We start from the raw sequence: 2100 nt of genomic DNA on the forward strand, positions 1-2100 counted from the left end.
GCGCAGCGCCGCCGCGTTCATCCGATGGCCGCCACGATAGGAGCGGAAGCAGCCGATGAAGCGCGCGCCGGCAAGCGCCAGGTCGCCCATGGCGTCGAGCGTCTTGTGGCGGGCGAATTCGTTCGGATAGCGCAGTCCGCCGACATTGATGACGCGGTTGTCGTCGCCGATGACCAGCGAGTTCTCCAGCGACGACCCGAGCGCGTAGCCGGCGGCCCACAGCCGCTCGACATCCTTCATGAAGCCGAAGGTGCGGGCCCGCGCGATGTCGCGGCGGAAGATGTCGGGGTTGATATCGGAGGCGAAGAGCTGGCGGCCGATTGCCGGGCTCTCGAAGTCGATCTCGACCTCGAATCGCGTGCCGTCATAGGGGCGGAACTCGGCCCAGGATGCACCGGCTTCGACGCGGATCGGCTTGACCACGCGGATATAGCGGCGCTTGACCGAAAGCGTGTCGATCCCCGCCTGGTCGAAGGCTTCGACAAAGGCCACCGCGCTGCCGTCGAGAATGGGGACTTCCGGACCGTCGATCTCGATGATGAGATTGTCGATGCCAAGTCCGAACACCGTCGCCATGAGATGTTCGACGGTTCCGATATGCTGGCCGACCGGATCGCCGAGCATGGTGCACAGGTCGGTGGCGCCGACCTCGGAGACCAGCGCGCGGAACTCGCGGAACTCGCCGCCATTCGCGAGGTGGAACACGATGCCGGTATCGGCGTCGGCGGGCAGGAAATGAACGGTGACGGGCTTGCCGCTGTGGACGCCGGTGCCGGTCAGCGTCACGCGCGCCTTAACTGTCGTCTGATAGTCGTGCAAGACAAACCCCATAAGCCCAAACCGCCTGTGTCCGCTTGTCAGCCTTAGGCATTATCGGCCCGACGGATCATCTGGCCTGCGCGCAAAAGCGGCGAATGAGCAAGGCAGCGGCTCTGATAACATCGGCAGGCAGGGCCAACTCCCCGAATCCCGGCAAACCGACTTTAGTCCGACGCGAAGATAGTGGCCCGTCCGGGAGACTCCAAATCACGGTTTCTTACCCCGTGTAACCGCTGCCCTGAACGAAGAAACACTCGTAATCCGTTGTTTCTCTATAACTTTTAAAGGCAACAGGCAGACGATTCTCTCGCCCGCCTGTTAACAGCTGTTATATATCGTTAGTGTATGTTCTGCCCGAAAGTGCACAGCGGTTTTGGGAGAACGACATTATCAAACATTGCTTAAAGCGCGCCGCACAGGCGGCGCGCTTTAACGATTAGTTCGCCTGGCGACGCAGGAACGCCGGGATCTCCAGCTGGTCGTCTTCCTGCACCGTGCGGCTTTGAGGCGTGAGGCGCCCCTGGTCGTCGAGCTGGCCGCGGCGCGGCGCATAGAGCTGCGGGTCCCGGCTGGCGAGGCGGCGCATTTCCGGTGCCGCCTGGCGCAGTTTCGGCTCGCGCGGCTGCGCCGGCTGCAGCCGGGCCGGCTCTTCCTCGCGGCGGGTCAGGCCGTTGGTCAGCCGCTTGATCAGCCCCATCGGTCCGCTGTTCTCATGATCCGCAGGGCGGCTCTTGGCCTCCACCTCGGCCCTCACGACCGGTGGAAAGTCCTCGACGCGCGGCATGCGCTGCGGCGCTGCAGCCACAGGCTGCGGCATCTCGCGCTGCGGCGCGGGCTGCATGACCGGCTGCTGGGCGATCGGCTGCGGCTGAGGCTGGGCCGGCGGAGCCTGGAAGATCTTGCTCTGCGGGCGGAAGTCGTCGAGCGGCGCGGGGCGCGGCTGTGCCATCGCGGCGGCGTTCGCCTCTGCAAGCTGGATCGCCTCGGCAACCGGATCGACGGCGCGCGGCTCGTAGGCCTGCTGCTGAACCGGTGCGGGACGGCTTTCCTGAACAGGTGCGGCGGGACGGGCGACCGGCTTCTGCGGCGCGCGGATGGAGATTGGCGCCGCGGCGATTTCGGCCGCCGACTTGTCGATGCCGGTAGCGACCACCGAGACGCGGATCACGCCTTCCAGTTCCTCGTCGAAGGTGGCGCCGAGGATAATGTTGGCGTCCTGGTCGACCTCCTCGCGGATCCGGGTCGCGGCTTCGTCGACCTCGAACAGGGTGAGGTCGCGGC

The 2100-nt window shown here is 65.5% G+C and carries 1 protein-coding gene and 1 pseudogene; both read right to left on the reverse strand.

What is annotated here, in order from left to right:
- On the reverse strand, positions 1-831 hold an 831-nt coding region (gene lpxC / locus EOA60_RS30220), incomplete at its 3' end, for a UDP-3-O-acyl-N-acetylglucosamine deacetylase (RefSeq protein WP_128312417.1).
- Between the two features lie 424 nt (positions 832-1255).
- Positions 1256-2100: pseudogene (locus tag EOA60_RS30225) on the reverse strand (cell division protein FtsZ); the annotation flags it as partial.

This window comes from Mesorhizobium sp. M1A.F.Ca.IN.020.06.1.1 (genome assembly GCF_004023265.1).
Lineage (GTDB): Bacteria > Pseudomonadota > Alphaproteobacteria > Rhizobiales > Rhizobiaceae > Mesorhizobium.